The 3,318-nt window shown below is 46.9% G+C and carries 3 protein-coding genes and 1 pseudogene; all 4 read right to left on the bottom strand.

The features are described from left to right. Positions 1 to 219: 219 nt before the first annotated feature. Positions 220 to 444 (bottom strand): hypothetical protein, encoded by a 225-nt coding sequence (locus FTT63_RS15045; protein WP_000743213.1) that lies wholly within the window; start codon positions 442 to 444, stop codon positions 220 to 222. Then, positions 441 to 1,178, bottom strand: coding sequence for a recombinase family protein (locus FTT63_RS15050; protein WP_001366550.1), 738 nt, complete (start codon positions 1,176 to 1,178; stop codon positions 441 to 443). The genes FTT63_RS15045 and FTT63_RS15050 overlap by 4 nt, the downstream gene beginning before the upstream one ends. A 148-nt stretch (positions 1,179 to 1,326) precedes the next feature. Next, positions 1,327 to 2,493, bottom strand: coding sequence for a tetracycline-inactivating monooxygenase Tet(X3) (locus FTT63_RS15055; RefSeq protein WP_024160783.1), 1,167 nt, complete (start codon positions 2,491 to 2,493; stop codon positions 1,327 to 1,329). 3 nt (positions 2,494 to 2,496) lie between these two features. Beyond that, positions 2,497 to 3,054 (bottom strand): annotated as a pseudogene (locus FTT63_RS15860) (tyrosine-type recombinase/integrase); the annotation flags it as partial. Between the last annotated feature and the right edge of the window lie 264 nt (positions 3,055 to 3,318).

Here is a 3,318-nt window from a genome sequence, read left to right on the forward strand (position 1 = left end):
ATGAGGCATGTTCCGCGTCCTTGCAATACTGTGTTTACATACAGTCTATCGCTTAGCGGAAAGTTCTTTTACCCTCAGCCGAAATGCCTGCCGTTGCTAGACATTGCCAGCCAGTGCCCGTCACTCCCACTCGATTGTAAACAAGCACACAAAACCCTTTAGTGACAACAATTTGCAAGAACTATCAGGCTCAGTGCCATGAAAAATACCATGACCAGATCATGAGGTTGAACACGGCTTGCGCCGGCAGCGTTCACGCTCCTGGTCGGCGATCTCGCCCGGCTGCAATGCTAGCTCAGCATCGGTCATGCGCTCCAGCACGTCGCGTAGGCGGATGGTGCAAGGAATGGGCGGCAGCTCGAACTCATAGCCGCCGGCGATCATTTCGGCCGCAATCTCCTCGGTGATGAAAAACGGCTCGTCGTCTTGGTTCGGCTTCTTCATGCCCTTTCCTCCTGGCGCTCATCCTGGCCGACAGCGGCCAGGGCATCGGCTTCCGTCAATGCGTCCTCCACGAACGCGCCGTGCTGCTTCGCTTCGGCCTGGCTGACCTCGGCCCATATCCGTTTCACCTGGGCCGCACTGTACCCGGCCAGCTCGGCGGTCTTGTTGATGCTGTAGCCGGACTTGCGCAGCGCGACAACTTGGGCGCGGCGCTTCGGATCAGCACGGCGGCCCTTGTACCGCCCGGCCTGGCGGGCCAACTCAATGCCTTGGCGCTGGCGTTCGCGCCTGTCCTCGTAGTCGTCGCGGGCCATCTGCAAGGCCAGGCGAAAAAGCATGATCTGCACGGCTTCCAGCACGATCTTGGCGACGCCCTGGGCCTCGGCCGCCAGGTCGGATAGATCGACCACGCCAGGGACGGCCAGGCGTGCGCCTTTGGCCTGTATCGAGGCCACCAGGCGCTCGGCCTCGGGCAAAGGTAGGCGGCTGATGCGGTCGATCTTCTCGGCAATGACCACCTCGCCGGGCTGTAGGTCGCCGATCATGCGCAGCAGCTCAGGCCGGTCGGCGCGTGCGCCGGATGCCTTCTCACGGTAGATGCCGGCGACGTAGTAGCCGGCGGCCTTCGCGGCCGTAGTGATCGCCTCTTGGCGTTCCAAGTCCTGCGCGTCGGTGCTGACGCGCAGATAGACCCGCGCCACCATCGGCGCGGCTACTGGCTTCGTCCTGCGCATACTTGCGGGCTCCTTTGGGCATACTCAAATGCACCCATCTTAAACTGGCAGCTAATGTACAAAAGTTGATAGAAGCACACAAGTTCAATTTTGCACTTCTGCCCCACTATTGCAAAACTGCTTGTTAGTAGCCGTTTTTTCTTACTGTTTATAGATTCAATAATTTTTGAAACGAAAAATTGGGACTAAACATTTCGGTTTCGTTTTCTGTCGATTCGTCCTGCGTATCTTTTGCATAAACAAACATTTGTTGTTCGTAGTTTTCGATGGCATTTTCAATACTTGTAAATTCTCCGTTTGTAAGGTTTTCAGACAATATCAAAGCATCCAATAATCCCGTATTTACACCCTGTCCTGCAAAAGGCGACATCAAATGAGCAGCATCGCCAATCATTGTTATGGGTAATGGACGGTTACTTTTCCAATCATTGTTCAAAGGAAATTTCCTTGTGGGCAAGCATTGAAATGTTGATACCGAACGTATTAATTGTTTGTAAACTTCACTCCATTTGGAAAATCTTTTCAATAAAAAATCGGCAACGCTGTTTCTGTCCTGAAAATCTAAGGGAATTTTATTTTTCCATTCATCGGGCGTTTTAAAACTAATTCCTAAATACAATGCACCATTATTATTGGGATTGGCAAACAATAAAATGCCCTGATGTCCCGCCATTAATCGGTTGCCGTTGCATAGCTGAAAAAATCCGGGACAGTTTATTTCCGGTTGAAGAATATCAGCTTGGATGTTGAAAGTACCGGTTTCTTCAACTTGCGTGTCGGTAACAAAGCTCCTTATTTTCGACATTCCACCATTGGCAAGAATAACCAAATCTGCTGTTTCACTCGGTTTATTCTCAAAAGTTAGTGTCCACTTCTTCTTACCAGGTTCAAGCATAACAAGTTTTCTATCCCAAATAACCGTGTCGTTTTCTAAACTATTCAACAAGATAGCCCTTAAGTCATTTCTGTTTATTTCAGGATTGTCAAATCGATTTTCGGGCTTTACATTTTTTGTGGATAAAATATTGCCTTTTTCATCAGCAATATTTACACCCATTGGTAAGGCTAAGTCATAATAAGTTTGTAACAATCCCGCTTTTTTCATTGCTTCCTGACCTGAACCTTTGTGTAGGTCAAGGGTTCCACCAAAAATTCTTGCCTCTCGGTCGTTGTCTCTTTCGTAAACTGAAACGTCTATGCCGTTTTGCTGTAATAATTTTGCCATAGTCAGTCCAACGGGTCCACCACCAATTATTGCAACGTTCTTATCACTAAGTAAATTCATTTGTTTGTCTGTATCTATTCGCATTGTCATTTGAATATAACGTAAACTCGTACCATTCTCAAGCAAATGCGTTGCAAAGCTATGTCGTAAGGTATGTACAGTAACTTCCTTTTGAATCTTTGCTTTTAAAACAGCTGCTTTAAAAATGTTTTGAATACTTCGGCTTGAGTATGCGCCACCTTTTTGACCTTCAAATAAATAATCTTTTGGTTTATATTCCATAAAGTATGTTCTTAAAATAATTAATGTTTTCTCAGATAAAATGGTATAACGATCTCTTTTTCCTTTTGACTGTTCTATACGAATTTGCATGCGCTTGGAGTCAATGTCTTTTATTTTCAGGTTTATACATTCAGAAATGCGCAAACCTGCCGAATAAATAGTCATCAGAATAGCCTTGTGTTTCACGTTTTCAATAGCGCGTAGTACCCGAATGGTTTCTTCTTCACTCATCACAACAGGAAGTGTTTTTTCTTTTTTTGGTCTTTCGATGAAATATGTTTTCCGTTGTCCACCCAAAACACGTTCGTAATAAAACTTAATCGCATTGATTGCCTGGTTTTGATAAGATATTGAAACTTTTCGCTCCATAACCAAATGTCGGAGAAATGATTGTATATGTCCTTCATTCAATCGATCGACGTATAGGAAGAATAAACGCCCTTTTCACCCAAGTCCAACAGCTTTGGACCGCAGTTGACTCTTTCGACACCCCTGCGATGCAACCCAATCCGGCTGACGGGGAGCCAGCAACGCTGAAAATTTACCCTCCTCTTTCCCACTAGCGGCTCCTTTTCCGACAACCAGCACGGCGGATCCCTGCCGCGGCGCTGTGAACGCAGCATTTTGATTGGT

This window comes from Acinetobacter sp. C15, assembly GCF_013420645.1.
GTDB classification, from domain to species: domain Bacteria; phylum Pseudomonadota; class Gammaproteobacteria; order Pseudomonadales; family Moraxellaceae; genus Acinetobacter; species Acinetobacter indicus.